Source organism: Teichococcus aestuarii (assembly GCF_003116135.1).
GTDB classification, from domain to species: domain Bacteria; phylum Pseudomonadota; class Alphaproteobacteria; order Acetobacterales; family Acetobacteraceae; genus Pseudoroseomonas; species Pseudoroseomonas aestuarii.
Window position 1 is genome coordinate 18,173 of record NZ_PDOA01000015.1, and the last position, 17,284, is coordinate 35,456.

At 73.1% G+C, this 17,284-nt stretch carries 16 protein-coding genes and 2 tRNA genes; 11 read left to right on the plus strand and 7 right to left on the minus strand.

All coding sequences use genetic code 11. The features are described from left to right. Position 1: 1 nt before the first annotated feature. From serS to CR165_RS18095, 4 genes are all read left to right on the plus strand, one after another. Positions 2 to 1,282 (plus strand): serine--tRNA ligase, encoded by a 1,281-nt coding sequence (serS, locus tag CR165_RS18080; RefSeq protein ID WP_109518348.1) that lies wholly within the window; start codon positions 2 to 4, stop codon positions 1,280 to 1,282. 86 nt (positions 1,283 to 1,368) lie between these two features. Further along, positions 1,369 to 1,442, plus strand: a tRNA-Pro gene (locus CR165_RS18085). Positions 1,443 to 1,497: 55 nt separating this feature from the next. Continuing rightward, entirely contained in the window at positions 1,498 to 1,821 is a 324-nt protein-coding gene (locus tag CR165_RS18090) for an NADH dehydrogenase ubiquinone Fe-S protein 4 (RefSeq protein ID WP_109518349.1), read from the plus strand. 25 nt (positions 1,822 to 1,846) lie between these two features. Next, positions 1,847 to 1,923: transfer RNA gene (locus tag CR165_RS18095), tRNA-Arg, on the plus strand. 110 nt (positions 1,924 to 2,033) lie between these two features. On the opposite strand, the gene CR165_RS18100 is transcribed toward CR165_RS18095, so the two are convergent. After that, on the minus strand, positions 2,034 to 2,276 hold the full coding sequence (locus CR165_RS18100) for a hypothetical protein (RefSeq protein WP_109518350.1): 243 nt from the start codon (positions 2,274 to 2,276) through the stop codon (positions 2,034 to 2,036). 165 nt (positions 2,277 to 2,441) lie between these two features. On the opposite strand from CR165_RS18100, the gene CR165_RS25125 reads away from it, so the two are divergent. Beyond that, positions 2,442 to 2,606 (plus strand): hypothetical protein, encoded by a 165-nt coding sequence (locus CR165_RS25125; protein ID WP_181378224.1) that lies wholly within the window; start codon positions 2,442 to 2,444, stop codon positions 2,604 to 2,606. Between the two features lie 136 nt (positions 2,607 to 2,742). Here the strand turns inward: CR165_RS25125 and CR165_RS18105 are convergent, their stop codons facing one another. Continuing rightward, positions 2,743 to 4,119, minus strand: coding sequence for an aminotransferase-like domain-containing protein (locus tag CR165_RS18105; RefSeq protein WP_109518351.1), 1,377 nt, complete (start codon positions 4,117 to 4,119; stop codon positions 2,743 to 2,745). A 144-nt stretch (positions 4,120 to 4,263) separates the two neighbouring features. Here CR165_RS18105 and CR165_RS18110 point away from each other — a divergent pair, with 144 nt between their 5' ends. Then, positions 4,264 to 4,437 carry a DUF1127 domain-containing protein gene (locus tag CR165_RS18110; protein WP_219929782.1) on the plus strand — a complete coding sequence of 58 codons (174 nt, stop codon included), beginning with the start codon at positions 4,264 to 4,266 and terminating at the stop codon, positions 4,435 to 4,437. A 44-nt stretch (positions 4,438 to 4,481) separates the two neighbouring features. On the opposite strand, the gene CR165_RS18115 is transcribed toward CR165_RS18110, so the two are convergent. The 3 genes from CR165_RS18115 to panC form a co-directional block, all read right to left on the minus strand. Beyond that, complete coding sequence (locus CR165_RS18115) at positions 4,482 to 5,240, minus strand: endonuclease/exonuclease/phosphatase family protein (protein ID WP_109518353.1); 759 nt, start codon at positions 5,238 to 5,240, stop codon at positions 4,482 to 4,484. Then, a complete protein-coding gene (locus tag CR165_RS18120; protein WP_109518408.1) occupies positions 5,237 to 7,465 on the minus strand; it encodes a VTT domain-containing protein in 2,229 nt (742 codons plus the stop codon). Before CR165_RS18120 ends, CR165_RS18115 begins: the two co-directional genes overlap by 4 nt. 101 nt (positions 7,466 to 7,566) lie before the next feature. Then, positions 7,567 to 8,415 (minus strand): pantoate--beta-alanine ligase, encoded by an 849-nt coding sequence (gene panC / locus CR165_RS18125; protein WP_109518354.1) that lies wholly within the window; start codon positions 8,413 to 8,415, stop codon positions 7,567 to 7,569. A gap of 198 nt (positions 8,416 to 8,613) precedes the next feature. Between panC and trpS the strand changes: the two genes are divergently transcribed. Together trpS and CR165_RS18135 are read left to right on the plus strand one after the other, a co-directional pair. Continuing rightward, positions 8,614 to 9,615 (plus strand): tryptophan--tRNA ligase, encoded by a 1,002-nt coding sequence (gene trpS, locus CR165_RS18130; RefSeq protein ID WP_109518355.1) that lies wholly within the window; start codon positions 8,614 to 8,616, stop codon positions 9,613 to 9,615. A 180-nt stretch (positions 9,616 to 9,795) separates the two neighbouring features. Beyond that, positions 9,796 to 11,577, plus strand: coding sequence for a putative bifunctional diguanylate cyclase/phosphodiesterase (locus tag CR165_RS18135; RefSeq protein WP_109518356.1), 1,782 nt, complete (start codon positions 9,796 to 9,798; stop codon positions 11,575 to 11,577). A gap of 30 nt (positions 11,578 to 11,607) precedes the next feature. On the opposite strand, the gene CR165_RS18140 is transcribed toward CR165_RS18135, so the two are convergent. Both CR165_RS18140 and CR165_RS18145 read right to left on the minus strand, forming a co-directional pair. Further along, a complete protein-coding gene (locus tag CR165_RS18140) occupies positions 11,608 to 12,768 on the minus strand; it encodes a bifunctional 2-C-methyl-D-erythritol 4-phosphate cytidylyltransferase/2-C-methyl-D-erythritol 2,4-cyclodiphosphate synthase (RefSeq protein ID WP_109518357.1) in 1,161 nt (386 codons plus the stop codon). Between the two features lie 60 nt (positions 12,769 to 12,828). Continuing rightward, positions 12,829 to 13,320: a DUF305 domain-containing protein gene (locus CR165_RS18145; RefSeq protein ID WP_109518358.1), complete on the minus strand. Its 492-nt coding sequence runs from the start codon at positions 13,318 to 13,320 to the stop codon at positions 12,829 to 12,831. A 162-nt stretch (positions 13,321 to 13,482) separates the two neighbouring features. Between CR165_RS18145 and dusB the strand changes: the two genes are divergently transcribed. From dusB to ntrC, 3 genes are read left to right on the plus strand one after another with little or no spacing between them, the layout of a single operon-like run. Then, positions 13,483 to 14,577, plus strand: a complete 1,095-nt coding sequence (gene dusB, locus CR165_RS18150; protein ID WP_109518359.1) for a tRNA dihydrouridine synthase DusB — start codon at positions 13,483 to 13,485, stop codon at positions 14,575 to 14,577. 8 nt (positions 14,578 to 14,585) lie between these two features. Next, positions 14,586 to 15,782, plus strand: coding sequence for a two-component system sensor histidine kinase NtrB (locus CR165_RS18155; RefSeq protein ID WP_109518409.1), 1,197 nt, complete (start codon positions 14,586 to 14,588; stop codon positions 15,780 to 15,782). Continuing rightward, positions 15,779 to 17,218: a nitrogen regulation protein NR(I) gene (gene ntrC, locus CR165_RS18160; RefSeq protein ID WP_109518360.1), complete on the plus strand. Its 1,440-nt coding sequence runs from the start codon at positions 15,779 to 15,781 to the stop codon at positions 17,216 to 17,218. Before CR165_RS18155 ends, ntrC begins: the two co-directional genes overlap by 4 nt. The last annotated feature ends 66 nt before the right edge of the window (positions 17,219 to 17,284 follow it).

Consider the following 17,284-nt stretch of genomic DNA (forward strand, 5'->3'; position numbering starts at 1 on the left):
CATGCACGACATCCGCATTGTCCGCGCCGACCCGGCGGGCTTCGACGCCGCCCTGGCGCGGCGTGGCCTGCCGCCCTCGGCGGAGGCGATCCTGGCGCAGGACGCCGCCCGCCGCGCCGCCCAGACCACGGCGCAGGAGGCGCAGTCCCGCCGCAACCAGCTCTCCAAGGAGATCGGCCAGGCCAAGCGGCAGGGCGGCGACACGGCGGCGCTGGAGGCCGAGGGCACGGCGCTGCGCGCCCGGATGGAGGCGCTCGACGCCGAGGCCCGCGCCGCCGACGCCGCGCAGACCGCGCTGCTGGAGGCGCTGCCCAACCTGCTGGACCCCGCCGTGCCCGAGGGGCGGGACGAGGCGGACAATGTGGTGCTGCACCAGCATGGCGCGCCGCCCGAGCTGGGCTTCGCGCCGAAGCAGCATTTCGAGATCGGCGAGGCGCTGGGGCTGATGGATTTCGGCGCCGCCGCCAAGCTGGCCGGCGCCCGCTTCACCGTGCTGCGCGGCGCCCTGGCGCGGCTGGAGCGCGCCCTCGGCCAGTACATGATCTCGCTGCATGTCGACGAGCACGGCTATAGCGAGACCTCCGTGCCGCTGCTGGTGAACGACGCCACTATGTACGGCACCGGCCAGCTCCCCAAATTCTCCGAGGATCTGTTCCGCACCACCGATGGCCGCTGGCTGATCCCGACGGCCGAGGTGCCGCTGACCAACCTCGTGGCCGGCGAGATCGTGGCCGAGAACACCCTGCCGCTGCGCTTCACCGCGCTCTCCCCCTGCTTCCGCTCCGAGGCGGGCAGCGCGGGGCGCGACACGCGCGGGATGCTGCGCCAGCACCAGTTCAGCAAGGCGGAGATGGTGGCCATCACCCGGCCGGAGGATTCTGCGGCCGAGCATGAGCGCATGACGCAATGCGCCGAGCGGGTGCTGACGGAGCTCGGCCTCGTCTGGCGCCGGGTGCTGCTCTGCGCCGGCGACACCGGCTTCTCCGCCACCAAGACCTACGACCTGGAAGTGTGGCTTCCGGGGCAGGGGGCATGGCGCGAGATCTCCTCCTGCTCCAATTGCGGCGACTTCCAGGCCCGCCGCATGAACGCCCGCTACCGCCCCGAGGCGGCCCAGGGGAGCAAGGGCGGCACCGCCTTCCTGCACACGCTGAACGGCTCCGGCGTCGCCGTCGGGCGGGCGCTGATCGCGGTGCTGGAGACGCACCAGCAGGCGGATGGCAGCGTGCTCATCCCCGAGGTGCTGCGGCCCTGGATGGGCGGGAGCGAGCGCATCGGCTGAGGGCCGCGGCCCGTGCCCGGCGCGCACCGGAGTTTGCGCGAAGGTGCTTGCCGAGCGGCGCCTCTGCCCATAGGTTGCGCGGCAGTCGGGGCGTAGCGCAGCCTGGTAGCGCATCTGCTTTGGGAGCAGAGGGCCGGAGGTTCGAATCCTCTCGCCCCGATACTTCCTTCACCGGCGGGCCTGCCCGCCAGCCCCTGCCGGGAGCTGCGAACCGCATGAGCCGTGACATCGCCACCGCCCGAATCCACCGCCAGCCGCGCTCGGCCATGCAGTCCGGCAAGGCGCGCACCGGTGGCTGGCTGCTGACCTTCGCCCCGGCCGAGGCGCGCCGCACGGACCCGCTGACCGGCTGGTGGGGCTCGGGCGACACCCGCACCCAGCTCCGCATCAGCTTCTCCACCCGCGAGGCGGCCGAGGCCTATGCGCGGGCCAACAACATCCCCTACGACGTCGAGGCGGAGCTGCGGGAGCCGGAGATCAAGCCGAAATCCTACGCCGAGAACTTCCGCTACGGCCGCGCCGAGAACTGGACCCACTGACCGACCCGGCCTTCCGGCCGGCTCCGCACCCTTAGCTCAACTGGACAGAGCAACCGGCTTCTACCCGGTTGGTTGGGGGTTCGAGTCCCTCAGGGTGCGCCATCTTCGCAAGAGCACCATCCGGCAGGGCGGGATCTCCTGGCCGGATAAGGATGTCCGCAAAGGCCGCGACATAGCGCCTTTTCCGTGAGCGGGCGCGAAGGGAAGGCGCTCTAGCCGCCCCGCACCAGGCTCCACAGCAGGCGGTGGCCGGCCACCAGGGCCGCCTGATCCCGCGCCGCCAGGCGCCCGGGCGGCAGGCGCCACAGATAGCTCTCCATCATCTGCAGCAGGTGCCAGGCCAGCAACGTCTCGCCGGCATCGCAGGCGCTGAGGAAGGCCTGCATCAGCCGCTCCGGCAGGGTGCTGAGGGGGCTGGGGCAGAGGGTCTCCGGGATGGCGCATTCGGGCGGCATCGTGGCGTCTCCTTGCTCCGGTTGCCGGAGCAATACGCAGCAGGACCCGCTTTGGATCCCCTGGCCGGGCGCTTATTTTTCCGCATGCGGGAGAGGAGAGCCGGGTTCCGGGCGAAACCATCCCGCGCCTGGCCGTTTCCAGCATGACAGTGAGGAGGCAAGGTCATGCAAGACGCTCCCGGCCCCGACCGCAGCCACGACCCCGGCGATGCCGTTCCCGAAGGCGTCGCGGTGGAGCAGCCCGTTCCGCTCACGCCGGAGGAGGAAGAGGTGAAGAGGAAGCTGGAAAAGCTGCCGGACAGCGCCCGGCCGCCCTCCGGCCAGGGGTAGGAGCGCGCCGCGCCCCGGCGGCGGCTTCGGTTCTGGAGCCTTTCCCGTTCGCGCCGGCTCACGGAAAAGGCTCCAAGCCGCTGTTTCCACGGGTATCTTCCTGCGTTCAGGCAAAGCGGCCTGCCCGCGGTCCGTTCTAGCCGATCGTCGAGGCTTCCGGGCCGGCCAGCGCCAAGTCGCGCAGAGTCTCCAGAGCCGGGCGCAGCGCCGCCTCCTCCGGCGCGGCGAGGGCCAGCCGCACCGCATCCGGCGCATGCCCCGGCCCGGCGGCGAACTCGGCCGCGGGCGAGACGGCGATGCGCTGCCGGGCCGCCGCCGCGACGAAGGTTTCCGCCCGCCAGGAGCCGGGCAGCAGCAGCCACAGGTGGTAGGCGCGCGGGTCGCAGCGCAGGGTCAGGCCGGCCTCGCCCAGGATGGCCCGCGCCATCGCGTTGCGGTGCCCCGCGTCCAGCCGCTTGCGGCGCACCAGCTCGGCCACGCTGCCATCCTCCAGCCAGCGCGTCGCGGCGGCCATGGCCAGGCCTTGCGCCGCCCAGGCGCCCAGCCGCAGCGCAGCCCCCAGCCGGTGGCGCAGCGCCGGGGGCGTGGCCAGGAAGCCCAGCGTCAGGCCCGGCGCCACCCGCTTGGAGAGGCTGTCCACCACCACCACCCGCTCCGGCGCATGGGCGGCGAGCGGCTCCGCCGTGTCTTCCGCCAGGAAGGTGTAGACCGCGTCCTCCACCACCAGGATGCCGAGCTCGCGGCACAGCGCCGCCAGCTCCCGCCGCCGCGTGGCGGGCATGGTGATGCCCAGCGGGTTGTGCATGTCCGGCTGCACGTAGAGCAGCCGCAGCGGATGGGCACGGTGCGCGGCGGCCACGGCGTCGGGGCGCAGCCCCTCGGCATCCATCGCCAGCGAGACCGGCTGCAGCCCCAGCCGCAGGGCCAGCGCCTTGGCCAGCGGGTAGGTCATGGCCTCGAAGCCCAGCCGCTCGCCGGGCTCAATCAGCGCGGTGAAGCAGGCGGCCAGCGCCTGCTGCCCGCGCCCGGCGAAGAGCAGGTTCTCCGGCTGGGGCGCCCAGCCGCCGCGGCCCATCAGCCGCGCCACCGCTTCCCGCGTGGCGGCCTCGCCGCGCAGGGTGGGGCGGGAGAGCAGGCGCTGCAGCATCTCGGGCGCCACCAGCGGCGCCATACCGGCGGCCAGCATGGCGCCCTGCTCGGGCAGCACGGAGAAGTTCACCTCCATGTCCACCACCCCCGCCGGCTCGGAATCGTGGGCCGGGGTGGCGGGCAGGGTGGGGGTGGTGCGCAGGAAGGTGCCGCGGCCTACCTCGCCCACCGCCACGCCGCGCCGCACCAGCTCGGCATAGACGCGGCTGGCGGTGGAGGGGGCGATGCCCTGCCGGTGCGCGAAGTCCCGGCTGGTGGGCAGCCGGTCGCCCGGGCGCAGGCGGCCCTGTGCCAGATCCTCGGCGAGGCTGTGGGCAAGCCGGTCCGCGAGGGCGCGGTAATCGGGGGCACGGTCCTGGGTCATGGCCCGATTGTACCGAGGGCAATTCCGTTATTGAAGCGGCAATATGCCGGTGGCAAAGATTGACTCGGATCAATCAGGGGAAATTCTGTCATGGTCGGAGCGATATTCCGGCTCAATCGGATCAATGTGCTGAGCAATGCGCCGGTGCCGCGTCTGCGCGTGTTGCTGGCGCTGTGGCACCGCCGCGCCACCACCCGTGCCGCCCTGCGTACGCTGCCGCCCGAGCGGCTGCGCGACATCGGGCTGAGCGCGCCCGAGGCGCAGCGCGAAGCCGCGCGGTCCTTCTGGGAGGATGGGGAGCGGCGCCGCCGGAGCTGACCGGAGCGGCCAGCCGCACCAGCCAGTCGCCTCAGCCACTTGCCTCAGGGGGAGAGGCTGAAGGCGGGCTGCGCGGGGCCGGGAGCCTTCCGCCCCGGCTCCGCCGCCCGGGAGGGATGCAGGGCGGCGGGGTTCAGCTCGGCCACCACCGGCAGGTGGTCGGAGGCCTCGCGGCCCAGCGGGTCGCGCCAGCTCGGGCCGAGCAGGGGGGCGGGGCGGCAGAAGATCTCGTCCAGCCGCAGCAGGGGGCGGTGCGCGGGGAAGGTGCGGTGCCGCGTCACCGCCGGCAGCACCGGCGCCAGGGCGCGCCAGACCGGGCCGCGCCAGGACCAGTCGTTGAAGTCGCCCATCACCACCAGCGGGCCGTGCAGCCGCCGCGCCAGCGCCGCCAGCCGCGCGGCCTGGTGCCGCCGCTCGCGCCAGCGCAGGCCGAGATGGCTGGCGATGACGCCCAGGTAGCCGCCCGGCGTGCGCACCCGCGCCGAGATGGCCGTGCGCGGCTCCCGCCCGGGGTAGGAAAGGTCGTGCAGCGACTCCTCCTCCATTGGCCAGCGGCTGAGCAGCATGTGGCCATAGGCGCCGTCGCCGGCGCGCAGGGTCTCGGCCGTGGCATGGGCGGCGAAGTGCCCGCGCAGCGCGGCGAAGGGGGAGGGGCGGTCGCCGCGGTTGCGGCTCTCGATCTCCTGCACCGCCAGGATGTCGGGGTCGTGCCGGCGGATCAGCTCCAGCACCCGCTCCAGGTCGTAGCGCCCGTCCGGCCCGATGGCGGAGTGGATGTTCCAGGTCATCACACGCAGCTTCATGCGGCGCCGGCCTCCGCCTCGGCGCCCTCGGCGCCCGCCTGGCTGCGCGCGCTGCGCCGGCGGTACCACGAGACCAGGCTCTGCAGCCCGTAGGACATGCCGCCCCAGGCCACCAGCACGGCGGCGAAGCCCAGGATGTCGGTCAGGGAGGGGTCGGTCATGATGCGCAGCAGCCGGTCGCCCAGCGCCGTCATCAGGATCAGCCCGGGCGCCAGGCCCAGCGCCGTGCCCACCGTGTAGTCGAGCAGCGGGATGCGGATGGCACCGGCCACCAGGTTGACCAGGGTGAACGGCGCCACCGGCATCAGCCGCACCATGGTGACGGCCATGATGCCGTTGCGGGCGATGCTGCGGCTGACGCGGTTGATGCGCGGGCCGAGCAGCTTGCGCAGCAGCTTCGGCCCCACCTTGCGGCCGAGCAGGTAGGTGAGCACGGCGCTGACCATGGCCCCCACCGCCGCATAGGCCAGCCCCGGCCACAGCCCGAAGGCGGCCGCCGTGGCGACGATCAGCACGTTGACGGGGAAGGCGATGAGCCCCAGCGCCATGAACAGCCCGAGCGCGATGACCGGCCCCCAGGCGCCGTTGGCGTTCTGCATGGAGGCGCTGAAGGTCTCGGGGTTCAGATAGGCCGAGAGCGGCGTGTAGCGCCACACCACCCCCAGCAGCAGAACCGGCACCACGACCAGCGCCACGCGCGCCCAGAGCGGCAGGCCGTGCGGCGTGCCGTCGGCGCTGGTGAAATCGGCCAGCAGCATGGCGGAGCCGAGCGGGCGCTCCGGGTCGGCCACCGCCTCGATCTGCGGCAGGGCCTCGCCCTCCTCCAGCTCGCCATCCTCGATCGGCAGCAGCTGGTGGGCGCGGCCGCCGAGGCGGTCCAGCGCGCCGAACAGCCCGGCTTCCCGCACCAGGGCTTCCACCTGCTCCGGGGTGGCGGCGAGGTGCTCGGCCAGCAGCCGGTTCCGCACGCCGGCCACCATGGCGCGCTGCGCCGCCGTCTCGGCCTCGACCACGAGGTCGCACTCGGTGTCGGCGCCCATCGAGCGGTTGCAGAGATTGGCGGAGCCGATGCGCAGCACCCTGTCGTCCACGATCATGACCTTGGCATGGACCATCACGTCGGCCTGCGGCGTGCGCCGGGTGCCGACATGCGGGAAGACCAGCCGCACCCGGTCCGCCACCCCCGCCTCGCGCAGCAGGGTCATGAAGCGGATGCGCCCGGCCAGCATGGTGCGGTGCTCGAGCCAGGTGTGATGCGTCTTGGGGCCGAGGATGACCACCTGCAGCTGCGGCCGTGCGCGCAGCCGGTCCGCCAGCCGGCGCGCCAGGCCGAGCGCGGTGAGGAACTGGTTCTCGATGTAGAGGCTGCGCTCGGCGCGGTCGATCATCACCTCGAACAGGCGTTCCACCTCGCGCAGCTCGGGCTCGCCCTCGTAGCTGCCCTGGGTGCGGGCGATGCCGACCTTCACCTCGGTCAGGTCCGGCGTCACCTCGGCGGGCCAGGGGGCGGGGCGGTGGGGGACGGGCTCGCGCGGGCGCAGATCCTCGCAGGCGCCACGCGCCCAGCGGGCGCGGAACAGATCGGCCAGCGCGCCGGCCGCCTCGCCATCCACCATCATCTGCACGTCGTGGAAGGGGGCGTAGGTCTCGTCGCGGGGGTCCACCCGGTGCGGGTTGACCGGGTTGTGCGCCGGGGTGTCCCAGCGGCGGATGGTAAGGTCCAGCCCGCCCGAGAAGGCCAGGGTGTCGTCGATCACGGCGATCTTCTGGTGGTGGGAGGCACCGAACGCTACGTCGCCATCCAGGCACAGCTCGATCTGGGCGGGGGTGTTCCATTGCAGCGCCAGCTCGGGCAGCAGCTCGCGCTCCAGCGCGTAGAGCACCGAGTAGTCCCACAGCAGCAGCTTCACCCGCAGGCGCGGCCGGCGGCGCACCAGCTCGGCCAGGAAGGGGCCGAGGGTGGCGGGCAGCCCGTCCGTCGCCTCGCCGGAAGGGCCGACGAGGGGGGTGCGGCTGTCGATGTCCCAGCCCGCGATGAGGATGGTCTCGCGCGCCTGCTTCATGGCCTCGCGCAGGGCGCCGTAATAGGCGGCGGCATCGACCAGCACGGCGGCGCGCGGCGCGTGCTCCACGCGCCACACGGTGTCGCCGGGCCGCAGCAGGGGCTGCTCGGCGTACGGAGGAGGGGGCAGGACGGTGCCGCTGGCGGGGTTCGGAGTGCTCATCGCCATCCCGCAACGCAGCGGCACCGGAAAAGTGTCATGCGCGCCGCGGGACACAGCGGCCCCGGCGGCTGCAGACCCACGGCGGCAGGACGGGCGGGCTGTCAGCCCCGCAGGAAGACGGGCAGGTTGTCCAGCAGCCGCACCTCGCCCAGCCGGGCGGTGGCGAGCAGGCGGGCCTCGCCGTGCTGCCCCTCCGTCCAGGGCTTCAGCGTGTGCGGCACGACCAGGGCGAGGTAGTCGACGCCGAACCCGTCCGCCGCCAGCCCTTCGCGCGCCTCGGCCAGGGTGGGGGCGGCCGGGCGGCCCTCCGCCAGCGCCTTGGCCACGGCGCGGAGGCGGCGGGGCAGGGCGGCGGCGCGCGCCCGCTGCTCCGGCGAGAGGCGCTGGTTGCGGGAGGAGAGCGCCAGCCCGTCGGCGTCGCGCACCGTGGGCAGGCCGACGATCTCCAGCGGCAGGTGCAGATCCGCCACCACGCGGCGGATAACCTGGAGCTGCTGCCAGTCCTTCTCGCCGAACACCGCCACGTCGGCGCCGGTCATCATGAACAGCTTGGTGCAGACGGTGGCCACGCCGCGGAAATGGCCGGGGCGCTCATCGCCCTCCCAGCCCTCGGCCGGGCCGGCGGGCTCCACCACGGTGGCGGCGCCGGGCGGGTACATCACCGCCGGCGTGGGCATCCAGGCCAGGTCGCAGCCGGCGGCGCGCAGCTTCTCCAGGTCGCCCGCCTCGTCGCGCGGGTAGCGGGCCAGGTCCTCATGCGGCAGGAATTGCAGCGGGTTGACGAAGATGGAGGTGATGACGATCTCGGCCCGCCGCCGCGCCTCGGCCACCAGCGCCAAGTGCCCGGCGTGCAACGCCCCCATGGTGGGCACCAGCGCGATGCGCCGCCCCGCCGCCCGCCACGCGCCCGTGGCCGCCCGCAGCCCCTCCAGTTCCCGCTCGATCCGCATGTGATTCCGATCCTCCCGGCGATGGCCGGCCGTTCCTGGCCGGCGGCCTCTCCTGCCGCCTTCGCCCGCCCGGCGCAACCGGCGCCGCGCGGCGGCCGCCTGACGCGGGGGCCTGACGCGGTGTCTTGACGGGGCGGCTTGACGCAGGGGCCGCCGCGCGGGATCACCCCCGCCTGCCCAGGCGCGAAAGGTTCGACGATGCAGCGCGTGTTCTCCGGGATCCAGCCCTCCGGCATCCCCACCCTCGGCAACTATCTGGGTGCCATCCGCAACTGGGTGCCCATGATGGACGATCATGAGTGCATCTACTGCGTGGTGGACCTGCACGCGATCACCCAGCCCTTTGACCCGAAGACCCTGGCGCGGCAGACGCGCGAGATGGCCGCCGCCCTGATCGCCTGCGGCGTGACGCCGGACAAATGCACCCTGTTCGTGCAGAGCCATGTGCACGCCCATACGCGCCTCGCCTGGCTGTTCAACTGCGTGGCGCGCATCGGCTGGCTGAACCGCATGACGCAGTTCAAGGACAAGGCCGGCAAGGACCGCGAGAACGCCGGCGCCGGCCTCTATGTCTATCCCAACCTGATGGCGGCCGACATCCACGCCTATCACGCCACCCGCGTGCCGGTGGGCGAGGACCAGAAGCAGCACCTGGAACTGGCCAACGACATCGGCGAGAAGTTCAACCACGACTACGGCGTGGAGTTCTTCCCGCATATCGAGCCGATCATCCAGGGCGTCGCTGCGCGGGTGATGAGCCTGCGGGACGGCACCAAGAAGATGAGCAAGTCGGACCCCTCCGACCAGTCGCGCATCAACCTGACGGACGACGCGGACACCATCGCGCTCAAGATCCGCCGCGCCAAGACCGACCCCGAGCCGCTGCCGGCCGAGATGGCGGGGCTGGAGGCGCGGCCCGAGGCGCGCAACCTGGTGGGTATCCTCGCCGCCATCACCGGCACCACGCCGGACGCCGTGCTGCGCCAGCACGAGGGGCAGGGCTTCGGCACCTTCAAGGGCGTGCTGACCGACGCGCTGGTGGCGCATCTCGGCCCCATCCAGGCGGAGATGCAGCGGCTGCTGGACGACCCGGGCGCGGTGGACGCCGCGCTGCGCCAGGGCGCCGACAAGGCCGCCGCCATCGCCGAGCCGATCGTGCAGAAGGCCGAGGCGCTGGTGGGCTTCCTGCCGCGCGCCTGAAGCCGCCGCTCCTTCCGCCGCTCCCGCACCCGTGAAGCGGCGGAGGAGGTGCGGATCACAGTCCATTAACATCTTTTCCGCCATTCTCGGGTGGGCGGCCGGTCCCGGCCGCGCTCAGGTTCCAGGCAGCCAGGATGGCGCGTTTTGCAGCCTGCTCTCCTGACTGCCCGAGGATGCCTCATGTCCCTCTTCTCGCCCCCGCCCGCGGAAGAGCGCCGCAGGTTGGATGCGCTGCGCGCCCTGAACCTGCTGGAGACGCCCCCCAGCGAGAGCTACGACCGCATCACGCGCCTGGCCAGCCAGATGCTGGGCGCGCCCGTGGCCGCCGTCTCGCTGACCGACAGCCACCGGCAATGGTTCAAATCCGCCATCGGCACGGCGGGCCAGGAGCTTCCGCGCCATCAGGCGCCCTGCGCCGTGGTCAGCACCTCCGGGCAGATGCTGGTGGTGCCGGACATGCTGGAGGATGAACGCTTCGCCAGCAGCCCGCTGGTGCGGGCGGGCATCCGCTTCTACGCCGGCGCACCGCTGCTGACGCGCGAGGGGCTGGGGCTCGGCGCCATGTGCGTGCTCGACACCGTCCCGCGCGAGATCTCCCCCGCCGAGATGCAGTCTCTCACCGACCTCGCCGCCATGGTGATGGCGCAGGTGGAGCTGGAGCACGCCTTCGGCCGCATCGACCCGGTAAGCGGCCTGCCCAACCGGCTGCAGTTCCTCGACGAGTTCGCCGCCCGCCCGGTGGTGGAGGCGGCGGCGTACGGGGTGGCGCTGATGGTGGACCTCTCCCATTCCAGCCAGTTCGGCCAGGCGGTGACGGTGCTGGGGCCGGCCTATGTGGAGGCGGTGGCGCGGCATGGCGCCGAGGTGCTGGTCCGCACCCTGGGCGGCCGCAACGGGCTGTACCATATCGGCGGCTGCGCCTTCCTGGCGCTGCTGGAAGCCACCCGCCCGGGGGGGTGGCAGCAGGCGGTGGCGGCGCTGGAGGAGGCCTTCGCGGCGCCCGTGCCCTTCGCCGAGGTGCCGGTGAAGGCCACGCCCACCTTCGGCATCGCCACGTTCCAGCCCGGCCAGGGCAGCGCGGACGATGTGCTGCACGCCGCGGCCAGCGCCGCCGATGAGGCCCGCAGCGCCGGCAGCGGCGCCTCCCTCTACAGCGCCGACAGCCACGCGCGCAGCCGCCGCCGCCTGCGCCTGCTGGCCGATCTGGTGCCCGCCCTGGCGGCGCCGGACTCACTCAGCCTGATGTTTCAGCCACGTATCGAGATCGCCGGCGGCGCCTGCCAGGGCGCCGAGGCGCTGCTGCGGTGGTGCCATCCGGAGCTGGGCGCCATCTCGCCCGGCGAGTTCATCCCGCTGGTCGAGCAGACGGCGCTGACGCAGCCGGTGACGCGATGGGTCATCCGCCGCGCCGCCGCGCAGCTCGCCGCGCTGCGGCGGGACGGGCTTGGCCTGCGTCTCTCGGTGAACGTCTCGGCGTTGAACCTGGCCGAGCCGGATTTCACGCGGCACCTGATGGAGGCGCTCGAGGAGCATGGGCTGGAGCCGCAGGCGCTGGAGCTGGAGTTCACCGAGAGCGCGCTGATGCGCAATGGCGACGCCGCGCTGGCCCAGCTGCGGGCGCTGCGGGCGATGGGGGTGGAGATCGCCATCGACGATTTCGGCACCGGCTACAGCACCTTCTCCTACCTGCAGACCCTGCCGGCCAACATCGTCAAGCTGGACCAGTCCTTCATCCGCGGCCTGTCCGCCAGCGCGCGGGACCAGCGGCTGGTGGCCACCATGATCCAGCTGGCGCACGACCTCGGCCACCGCGTCGTGGCCGAGGGGGTGGAGGACCAGGCGGCGCTCGACTTTCTGGCCGCGCATGGCTGCGAGGAGGCGCAGGGCTACCTCATCGCCCGCCCCATGGCCGAGCCGGCGCTGCGCGACTGGCTGCGCGCCGGCGTCCGCGCTGCCGCCTGAGGCCGCGCCTCAGGCCGGCAGCACCCCGGCTCAGGCGGGCAGCAGCAGCGTCGCCGCCGCCTGGGCGGCGATTCCCTCGCCGCGCCCGGTGAAGCCGAGCCGCTCGGTGGTGGTGGCCTTCACCGAGACGCGGTCCACGGCAATGCCCATCAGCTCCGCCAGCCGCGCCCGCATGGCATCGGCGTGCGGGCCGATCTTCGGGCGCTCGCAAATCAGCGTCACGTCCGTATGGGTGATGATGCCGCCGCGCGCCGCCACGCGGCCGGCGGCGTGGCGCAGGAAGCGGGCGCTGTCGGCATCCTTCCACTCCGCCTCGCTGGGCGGGAAGTGGCGGCCGATATCGCCCTCGGCCAGCGCGCCGTAGATGGCGTCGCACAGCGCGTGCAGGCCGACATCGGCATCCGAATGCCCGTCCAGCCCCAGCGGGTGCGGGATGGTCAGGCCGCACAGCACGAGGGGGCGGCCCTCCACCAGCCGGTGCACGTCGAAGCCGGTGCCCATGGCGGGCAGGTAGCGCGGCAGCAGGGCGGCCTCGGCGCGGGCCAGGTCCTCGGGGTAGGTCACTTTCAGGTTGCTCTCCGATCCGGGCAGCAGGGCCACTTGCAGCCCGGCCGCCTCCAGCAGGGCGGCGTCGTCGGTGGCTTCTTCGCGCGCGGCGCGGTGCGCGTCCAGCAGCGCGGCGTAGCGGAAGGCCTGCGGCGTCTGCGCCCGGTAGAGGCCGGCGCGCGGCACGGTGCGCAGCACCCGCCCGCCCGCGCCCACCTTCAGCGTGTCGCTCACCGGCTGGGCGGGGATGGCGCCCATCAGGTCCTGCGGCACCTCGGCGGCCAGGGCGCCGAGCAGCGCCGCCACCGTGCCGCGCGGCACCACGGGCCGGGCCGCGTCATGCACCAGCACGATCCGGGGCGGATCGGCGGCCAGCGATTCGAGGCCACGCCGCACGCTCTCCTGCCGCGTCGCGCCGCCGGTGACGGGTGGCAGGCAGGGCAGGCCGGCGAGCAGGGCGGACACCGCCTCCGCCTCGCCCTCCGGCACCACGGGGAGGAGGGCGTCCACGCCGCCATCGGCCAGCAGGGCCTCGGCGGCGTGGCGCAGCACGGGGCGGCCGAACAAGGGGAGGTACTGCTTCGGCACGTCGGCACCGAAGCGGCTGCCGCGGCCGGCTGCCATCAGGAGGGCGATCACACGCATGGCGCGGACCCTAGCCGCAGTGGCGCCCGGCGCCCAGGGGGGCGTGGGCGCGGTTGGGGCTCAGCGGCCGCCGGCGGGCGGCAGGTCCGGCGCGCCGGCGGGGGTGGGGGCCTGCTCCAGCCGGGCGATCATGGCCTTCATCTCGCCGATCTCCCGGCGCTGCGCGTCGATGATGGCATCGGCCAGGGCGCGCACCTCCGGGTCGCGGATATGGGCGCGCTCGCTGGTCATGATGGCGATGGAATGGTGCGGGATCATCGCCTTCATGTAGGAGAGGTCGTCCACCGTGGCCTGGCTGCGCACCATCCAGAGCGAGCCGGCGAAGACCAGCGCCGCCCCGGCCAGGATGCCGGCATTGGCCGCCCGGCTGCGGTACATGCCCAGCATGAAGAGCAGCATGACGATGGCCATGGTGGCGCCCATCAGCAACGCCATCCAGCCCCGCGTCTGGCTGAAGAACACATGCTCCAGCGCATAGGTGTTCAGGTACATCAGGCCGAACATCACGATGGTGGAGGTGGCGATCATCGCGGCGAAGCGGGCATAGCTCATCGCGCGGCTCCTTCTCGGGGCGGGGGATGCCCTTGCAACGCCGTCTGCGGGCGCGGGATGCGGCCGGCATTGCCCTGCGCGGGGCGCATGGCCGGGTTTTGCCCCCCTGCTGGGCGGTTGCGCATGGACGCCAGCGGGTTCCGCCACTAGATTGCCCAAATCATGAGCATCGCCCCCACCTCCTCCCCGGCGACCACGCCGCGCCTGCGGCCGATCATGGTCGGGCCGATCCGCATCGATGCGCCGGTGATCCTGGCGCCCATGTCCGGCGTCACGGACCTGCCTTTCCGCCGGCTCTGCCGCGAATTGCAGGCGCCGATGGTGGTGAGCGAGATGATCGCCAGCCAGGCCATGGTGCGCGAGAACCGGCAGACGCTGAAGATGGCCGAGGTGGACGGATTCGGCGGCCCGACCAGCGTGCAGCTGGCCGGCTGCGACCCGGCGGTGATGGCCGAGGCGGCGAAGCTGGCGGTGGACCACGGCGCCGCCATCGTCGACATCAATTTCGGCTGCCCGGTGAAGAAGGTGGCGATCGGCCAGCAGGCCGGCAGCGCGCTGATGCGCGACGAGATCGGCGCCGCCCGCATCCTGGAGGCGGTGGTGAAGGCCGTGCCCGGCCCGGTGACGCTGAAGATGCGCATGGGCTGGGACCACAACAGCCTCAACGCCCCGCGCCTGGCGAAGATCGCCGAGGAATGCGGCATCCGGCTGGTGACGGTGCACGGCCGCACCCGGCAGATGCTCTACACCGGCACCGCCGACTGGGCCTTTGTGGCCAAGGTGAAGCAGGCGGTCTCCATCCCCGTCATCGTCAATGGCGACATCCTGACGCCGGAGCACGCCGCCGAGGCGCTGCGCCAGTCCGGCGCCGATGGCGTGATGATCGGGCGCGGCTGCTACGGCCGGCCCTGGCTGCTGGCCCGCACCGCCGCCCACCTGACCGGCGCCGCGCCGCTGCCCGAGCCCGACCTCGCGGCCCAGTACGACATCGTGCTGCGCCACTACCGGGCGATGCTGGAGCACCATGGCAGCCACCCCGGCGTGCGCCTCGCCCGCAAGCATTTGGCCTGGTATTCCAAGGGCCTGCCCGGCTCGGCCGAGTTCCGCGTGAAGGTGAACCAGGCCGAGACGCAGGCCGCGGCCGAGGCGCTGCTGGCGGAGTTCTACCTGCCGCTGATCGAGCAGGGGGTGGAGGCGGTGCGCGACACCTACCGCGAGGCGGGCGCGGAGTCGGGGATGGATTCCCTGGCCGCATGAGCGCCGCCATGACGGGCACGGCCCCCCGCCGCCCGGCCGCGCCGGCAGCATCCCCGGCCAACCCGCCGGCCACCTCGCCGGCCCCTCTGGCGGCCGCCGCCGAGAGCCGGCCGCTGCCGGATTCCCTGACGCTGCTCTCCGCCCTGCCGGTGCCCATGGTGGTGCTGGACGAGGCGGAGCGCTTCCGCTTCGCCAACCCGGCGGCGGAGCAGTTCTTCCAGCTCTCCTCCGGCACCCTGGCGCAGATGCGGCTCTCCGACCTGATCCCGCCCGACAGCCGGCTCTTCGCGCTGGTGGGCCAGGTGCGGGTGCTGGACGCGCCGGTTTCCGACCACGACCTGACGCTGGAGAGCCCGCGCCTGCACCGCACCGGCGTCGCCGCCCATGGCGCGCCGCTGCCGGAGATGCCGGGCGCCGTGGTGCTGACGCTGCAGGATGGCAGCAAGGCGCAGCGGCTGGACCGGCAGCTCAACTTCCGCGGCGCGGCGCGCGGCGCCTCCGCCATGGCGGAGATGCTGGCGCATGAGGTGAAGAACCCGCTGAGCGGCATCCGCGGCGCCGCGCAGCTGCTGGAGCAGTCCGCCAGCGAGGCGGACCGCGAGCTGTGCACCCTGATCCAGGACGAGGCGGACCGCATCCGCACCCTGGTCGAGAAGATGGAGATGTTCTCCGAGCGCCCGGTGGAGCGCGCGGCGGTGAACATCCACGAGGTGCTGGACCATGTGCGGCGCATCGCCGCGCGCGGCTTCGCCAGCCACCTGCGCATCACCGAGGATTACGACCCCTCGCTGCCGCTGGTGCTGGGCAACCGCGACCTGCTGGTGCAGATCCTGCTCAACCTGGTGAAGAACGCGGCCGAGGCGGTGGACCCGCAGGGCGGCGAGATCCATCTCTCCACCGCCTATCACCACGGGGTGCGCATCGCCATCCCGGGCTCGCGCGAGCGGGTGCACGTGCCGCTGCAGGTGAGCGTGCGCGACAATGGCCCCGGCATCCCGGAGGAGGTGGCCTCCACCCTGTGGGAGCCCTTCGTCACCACCAAGCGGGGCGGGCAGGGGCTGGGCCTCGCTCTCGTCGCCAAGCTGGTGGCCGACATGGGCGCGCTGATCGAGTGCGATACGCGGCCCGGCCGCACCGTCTTCCGCATCTCCCTGCCGATGTGCCCCGCCGACCTCCCCGCCCCGCGCAAGATCCGAGACGAATGACCGACTCACGCACCATCCTCGTGGCCGATGACGACCGGGCCATCCGCACCGTGCTCTCCCAGGCGCTCGGGCGCGCCGGCTACACCGTCCGGGCCACCTCCTCCGCCGCCACGCTGTGGCGCTGGGTGGAGGAGGGGGCCGGCGACCTCGTCATCACCGATGTCGTCATGCCGGACGAGAACGGGCTGGACCTGGTGCCGCGCATCCGGCGCGTGCGGCCGGAGCTGCGCGTGGTGGTGATGTCCGCCCAGTCCACCTTCATGACGGCGGTGAAGGCGGCGCAGCGCGGCGCCTTCGAGTACCTGCCCAAGCCCTTCGACCTGAAGGAGCTGCTGGCCGTGGTCGCCCGCGCGCTGACCGCGCCCGCCGTGGCCGTGCCGGCCGCGGCGGAGGACGAGGAGGAGCGGCTGCCGCTGGTCGGGCGCAGCCCGGCCATGCAGGAGATCTACCGCACCGTCGCGCGGCTGACGACGACCGACCTGACGGTGATGATCACCGGCGAGAGCGGCACCGGCAAGGAGCTGGTGGCGCGCGCCCTGCACGACTATGGCCGCCGCCGCACCGGGCCGTTCGTGGCCATCAACATGGCCGCCATCCCGCGCGAGCTGATCGAGAGCGAACTGTTCGGGCATGAGCGGGGCGCCTTCACCGGGGCGCTGGCGCGCGGCGTCGGCCGCTTCGAGCAGGCGGCGGGCGGCACGCTGTTCCTCGACGAGATCGGCGACATGCCGGCCGAGGCGCAGACCCGCCTGCTGCGCGTGCTGCAGGAGGGGGAGTTCACCACCGTCGGCGGCCGCAACCCGATCAAGGCCAATGTCCGCATCGTGGCGGCGACGCACCGCGACCTGCGGCAGTCGATCCGCAGCGGCATGTTCCGCGAGGACCTGTTCTACCGGCTCAACGTGGTGCCCATCCGCCTGCCGCCGCTGCGCGAGCGGATCGAGGACATCCCGCTGCTGGCGCGCCACTTCCTGGACCGCGCTAAATCCGCCGGCCTGCCCTCCAAGCAGCTCGACCAGGGGGCGGTGGACCGGCTGCGGCAGCATGCCTGGCCCGGCAATGCCCGCGAGCTGGAGAACCTGATGCGGCGCCTCGCGGCGCTGTATCCGCAGGAGGTGATCGGCGCCGATGCCGTGGCCGCCGAGTTGGCCGAGGCGGAGCCGCTGGCCGAGCTGGAGCTGCGCACGCCGGAGACGCTGGAGCAGGCGGTGGAGCGCCACCTCTCCTCCTTCGTCGCCGCGCAGAAGGACGGGCTGCCGGTGCGCGACCTCTATGAGCGGGTGCTGGCCGAGGTGGAGCGGCCGCTGCTGCGCCTCGCCCTGGCCGCCACGCGCGGCAACCAGATCAAGGCCGCCGCCATGCTCGGCCTCAACCGCAACACCCTGCGCAAGAAGATCCGCGAGCTGGACCTGCCCGTGGTGCGCGGCCTGTCGTGAGCGACACGTCCTCCCGCCCCGGGCGCGGGGGGGAGGGCCAGCCTCCCTCCCAGCCGGCGCCGAGGC

Bases quoted from the DNA above. Each gene is read 5' to 3' on its own strand.
- CR165_RS18105 (WP_109518351.1), bottom strand. From the start codon at position 4,119: ATGACCCAGGACCGTGCCCCCGATTACCGCGCCCTCGCGGACCGGCTT.
- CR165_RS18145 (WP_109518358.1), bottom strand. From the start codon at position 13,320: ATGAGCTATGCCCGCTTCGCCGCGATGATCGCCACCTCCACCATCGTG.
- CR165_RS18100 (WP_109518350.1), bottom strand. From the start codon at position 2,276: ATGCCGCCCGAATGCGCCATCCCGGAGACCCTCTGCCCCAGCCCCCTC.
- CR165_RS18135 (WP_109518356.1), top strand. From the start codon at position 9,796: ATGTCCCTCTTCTCGCCCCCGCCCGCGGAAGAGCGCCGCAGGTTGGAT.
- dusB (WP_109518359.1), top strand. From the start codon at position 13,483: ATGAGCATCGCCCCCACCTCCTCCCCGGCGACCACGCCGCGCCTGCGG.
- CR165_RS25125 (WP_181378224.1), top strand. From the start codon at position 2,442: ATGCAAGACGCTCCCGGCCCCGACCGCAGCCACGACCCCGGCGATGCC.
- CR165_RS18115 (WP_109518353.1), bottom strand. From the start codon at position 5,240: ATGAAGCTGCGTGTGATGACCTGGAACATCCACTCCGCCATCGGGCCG.
- CR165_RS18090 (WP_109518349.1), top strand. From the start codon at position 1,498: ATGAGCCGTGACATCGCCACCGCCCGAATCCACCGCCAGCCGCGCTCG.
- trpS (WP_109518355.1), top strand. From the start codon at position 8,614: ATGCAGCGCGTGTTCTCCGGGATCCAGCCCTCCGGCATCCCCACCCTC.
- CR165_RS18120 (WP_109518408.1), bottom strand. From the start codon at position 7,465: ATGAGCACTCCGAACCCCGCCAGCGGCACCGTCCTGCCCCCTCCTCCG.
- ntrC (WP_109518360.1), top strand. From the start codon at position 15,779: ATGACCGACTCACGCACCATCCTCGTGGCCGATGACGACCGGGCCATC.
- CR165_RS18155 (WP_109518409.1), top strand. From the start codon at position 14,586: ATGACGGGCACGGCCCCCCGCCGCCCGGCCGCGCCGGCAGCATCCCCG.
- CR165_RS18140 (WP_109518357.1), bottom strand. From the start codon at position 12,768: ATGCGTGTGATCGCCCTCCTGATGGCAGCCGGCCGCGGCAGCCGCTTC.
- panC (WP_109518354.1), bottom strand. From the start codon at position 8,415: ATGCGGATCGAGCGGGAACTGGAGGGGCTGCGGGCGGCCACGGGCGCG.
- serS (WP_109518348.1), top strand. From the start codon at position 2: ATGCACGACATCCGCATTGTCCGCGCCGACCCGGCGGGCTTCGACGCC.